The organism is Rhizobium rosettiformans W3, from assembly GCF_004912135.1.
In the GTDB taxonomy this organism is placed as follows: Bacteria; Pseudomonadota; Alphaproteobacteria; order Rhizobiales; family Rhizobiaceae; genus Allorhizobium; species Allorhizobium rosettiformans.
Map to the genome: position 1 here is coordinate 1 of NZ_STGU01000048.1, position 3825 is coordinate 3825.

The window sequence follows — 3825 nt, forward strand, 5'->3', positions numbered from 1 at the left end:
TGGCGTCACGACACGGAAGTGGTGAATCTGTCCGACTTTTGAGAACGTATCCAGAACTCAAGTTGGTTTAACCGCAGATGTCGTTGCTTTTTCAGCCCTGAGAGCTTCGTAAAGGGCGGTTTTGCCTATTTTGACGCGGGCCGCGGCCTCCCGGACGTTCAAACCGGCCGCCAGATGCTGGCGGGCTTTGGCTAGTTTCTCCGGGGTTACGACGACTTGTCGGCCACCGCGTCGGCCGCGTTCTTCTGCGGCTTGTAGACCGGCACGTGTTCGTTCCCTGATCAGATCGCGCTCGAACTGTGCCAGCGCGCCGAACAGGTGGAATACCAGTCGACCGCCCGATGTCGTCGTGTCGATGTTTTCGGTGATGGATCGGAAGCCGACGCCTTTGGCCTCCAGTTCGGTGATGATCTCAATGAGGTGCTTCATCGACCTACCGAGGCGGTCGAGCTTCCAGACTGTGAGCGTGTCGCCGTCGCGAACGTAGCGGATCGCCTCCGCCAGTCCGGGCCGGTCAGTCTTCACGCCGGATGCCTTATCCTCGAACAGTCTTTCACAGCCCGCGTTGCGCAAAGCGTCGAGTTGCAGGGCGGTGTCCTGGTCGCCGGTGGAGACCCTTGCATAGCCGATAGAGGTCATGAGACGTGGTTTGTCCGTTTTCTCGTTGAACTCGGACAATGTCCGATTTGCCGTTCAAGCACAAGGTTTGCGGACAAAAACTGTGGATGCCGCGAAACGGTCGTTTGTCGGACATGTGTTTTCCAGTTCGCTGCGGTTTCCGCAACGAAACTGGAAGCCGAGACAATGGCCAGAAGAGCATTGCTGAGCGAGATATGGTGGCAACAGGCGACAACCATCCCGCAGGACGAAAGAGAGATCGCCAAACATTACACGCTGGACCGGCCGGATCTCGACCTGATCATGCGGCAGAACAAGGCCTCGAACAGGTTGGGCCTTGCCTGTGTCATAGCCTTGCTGCGATATCCCGGCCGGCCGCTTGCGGATGGCGAGGTCTTGCCGTTTGGCGTTTTGCGGTTTCTGGCAGGGCAGATTGGCGTCGATCACCGCGAGATCGATCCTTATTTCGAGCGCCCGCAGACCCGGCGTGAGCATCTCGCCCTGCTTTTCGACAGGATGAAGATGCGTCCTTTTGTGCCCGCGGACGTGAAAGCGCTTACCGGCTGGCTGACGCCTGCCGCGCAAACGCTGCGCCAGGCCGATGCTCTAGCGGATATGGTGGTGGAGGAATTGCGGCGCCGGCGAATTCTTCTTCCGGCGCGCGCGGCGCTCGAAGCCATCCTTCATTTGGCAATCCGGCGCGGGATTCGCATAGCCCATCGGGCGCTGGCGAGCGGCTTGTCGGAGGCTCACAAGCTCGATTTGGACAAACTTCTCGACGCGCGTGACGGGACAAGCGTCACCGTCCTCGCTTGGGCCAGGACACCGGCATTGTCGCCAGCCGCCGTCAACCTCGACAGGATAGCCGAGCGCATTCGCTTTCTTCGGTCCCTGAACCTACCGGCGACGTTGATGGAGCGCATTCCGGCCAAGGTCTTTGATGAATTGGCCGCAGAGGGGATGCGAATGAGCGCGCAGCATCTACGCGATCTCAACCCCGAACGCCGGCATGCCGTGTTGGCCGCGACGGTACTGCACCTTTCCCGCCATCTGACCGACGGCGCCATCGACATGTTTAAGAAACTCATGGGCGTCCTGACGCGACGGGCCGACAATCAGGCAACCGCCCGCATCACTCGTTCCGTGCGGGAGGTTCAGAAACAGCTGAGGGACGTTTCGAGAGTTTGCCACGCGATCATTGACGCCAAGGAGAAAGGCCAGGATGTTGCCAAGGCGCTCGAACAGGCCGTTCAATGGCCGGTCTTCGCGACCAGTGTCCAGGCGGTCGATACGCTGATCGAGCCGGATGTCATCGACGGTAAAATCGAAATGCTCCAGCGCTATCCGACGATCCGGAAACTGGCGCCGCAATTCCTGTCGACCCTCGTGTTCCGCGGTCACGCCGTGGCGGCGAATCTCTTGCGCGCGCTCTCCGTGATTGCCGATCTCTACCGCACAGGGAAACGGGCAATACCGGACAACGCTCCCACATCCTTCGCACCGAAAGGCTGGATGCCGCTCCTCCTTCAGGATGGCAAGATTGATCGCCGGGCTTACGAACTCTGCCTGTTTAGCGAGTTGAAGCGCCGGCTTGATGCGGGCGATGTCTGGGTGGAGGGGGCGAAGCGCTTCCAGTCATTCGAAAGCTTTCTCATTCCCACGCCGACATTTGAGCTGATGCGCGAGGAAGGTCCACTTCCGGTCGCCGTCGATACCGACGTGGAAACCTATCTCAGCCAGCAGCGCAAGATTCTGAATGAGGGATTGGCTGACCTCTCCCGTCTTGCAGCCGTCGGCGAACTCGATGATGTCGAACTGACCGAGGCTGGATTCAGCGTCACGCCGCACAAGGCGATGTTTCCAGACATCGCCAAGTCGCTGAAGCGACAAGTGGAAAGCCGTTTGCCCGCAATCCGCATCACCGATCTTTTGCTCGAGGTGGATGCTCGCACGGGATTTTCCAACGCTTTCACACATCTACGCACCGGTCGGTGGGCCGACGACAAGCTCGCTTTGCTCACCGCAATCCTGGCGGACGGTATCAATCTTGGCCTGACGAGAATGGCCGATGTTTCACCCGGGTTGACGATGCGTCAGCTCGCCTGGGCGCATGACTGGCACATTCGCGAGGAAGGCTACAACGCCGCTCACGCCATCCTCGTCAACGCCCAGAAGCAATTGCCTCTCACGAAGCTGTGGGGCGATGGAACAACATCATCCTCAGACGGACAATATTTTCCGGCGGGAGGCCATGCCGAGGCGATTGGCGATCTCAACGCGCGGTACGGCCCCAACCCCGGCGCCAAATTTTACCGCTTTACGTCTGACCAGTACGGCGCTTTCCACATCATCGCCATGAACGCCAATGCGAGCGAGGCCATCTATGTTCTCGACGGACTGCTCTATCACGGCAGCGATCTCGCCATCGAAACGCACTATGTCGATACCGGCGGGGTCAGCGACATAAGTTTTGCGCTTTGCCACCTTGTTGGTTTCCAGCTTGTACCTCGGCTGCGCGGCCTCAAGGATCGCAAGCTTTATCTCTTCCCGGGCGATACGCCGCCCGAAAATCTTGCATCGCTCGTTGGCGAGCCCATCAACATCGAGCGGATCAAGGCAAATTGGAACGATATCCTCCGCCTCGTCACGACGATCCGTTCCGGCCAGGTCCGGCCTTCGACCTTGCTGGCGAAGCTGTCCGCCTTTCCGCGTCAAAACGGACTGGCGCTCGCACTTCGCGATATCGGACGCATCAACAGATCCATCTTCCTGCCGCAATGGTGGCAGAACCCAGAAATGCGCCGGAACGCTACCGCCGGCCTCAACAAGAGCGAAGCGCAGAACACCCTGGCCCGCGCGCTGTTCTTCAATCGCCTGGGAGAACTGCGGGACAGGACCTTCGAGAGCCAGTTCTACCGGGCGTCCGGACTGAACCTACTCATCAATGCCATCGTCTACTGGAATACGCTCTATCTCGAACCGACTTTCGCCCAGCTCAATCGTGAAGGCATCGCCACGCCTCCTGATGTGATCAAACATATCACCCCGCTCGGTTGGCAGCATATCAGTCTGACCGGAGATTACATCTGGACCCCGACGGACAGCCCCGATCTCAGGCCGCTGCGGCGGGAAACCTCCTTCCTCGCTGCGTGATCACCATATGTTCTCAAATGTCGGACAGATTCACCACTTTCGTGTCGTGACGCC

2 protein-coding genes are annotated in these 3825 nt (G+C 59.3%); one reads left to right on the forward strand and one right to left on the reverse strand.

Annotated features, from left to right (window positions below):
- Positions 1 to 57: 57 nt before the first annotated feature.
- A complete protein-coding gene (locus tag FAA86_RS24085; RefSeq protein ID WP_072495428.1) occupies positions 58 to 639 on the reverse strand; it encodes a recombinase family protein in 582 nt (193 codons plus the stop codon).
- Positions 640 to 804: 165 nt separating this feature from the next.
- Between FAA86_RS24085 and FAA86_RS24090 the strand changes: the two genes are divergently transcribed.
- Positions 805 to 3771 (forward strand): Tn3 family transposase, encoded by a 2967-nt coding sequence (locus FAA86_RS24090; RefSeq protein ID WP_072495421.1) that lies wholly within the window; start codon positions 805 to 807, stop codon positions 3769 to 3771.
- Positions 3772 to 3825: the final 54 nt, after the last annotated feature.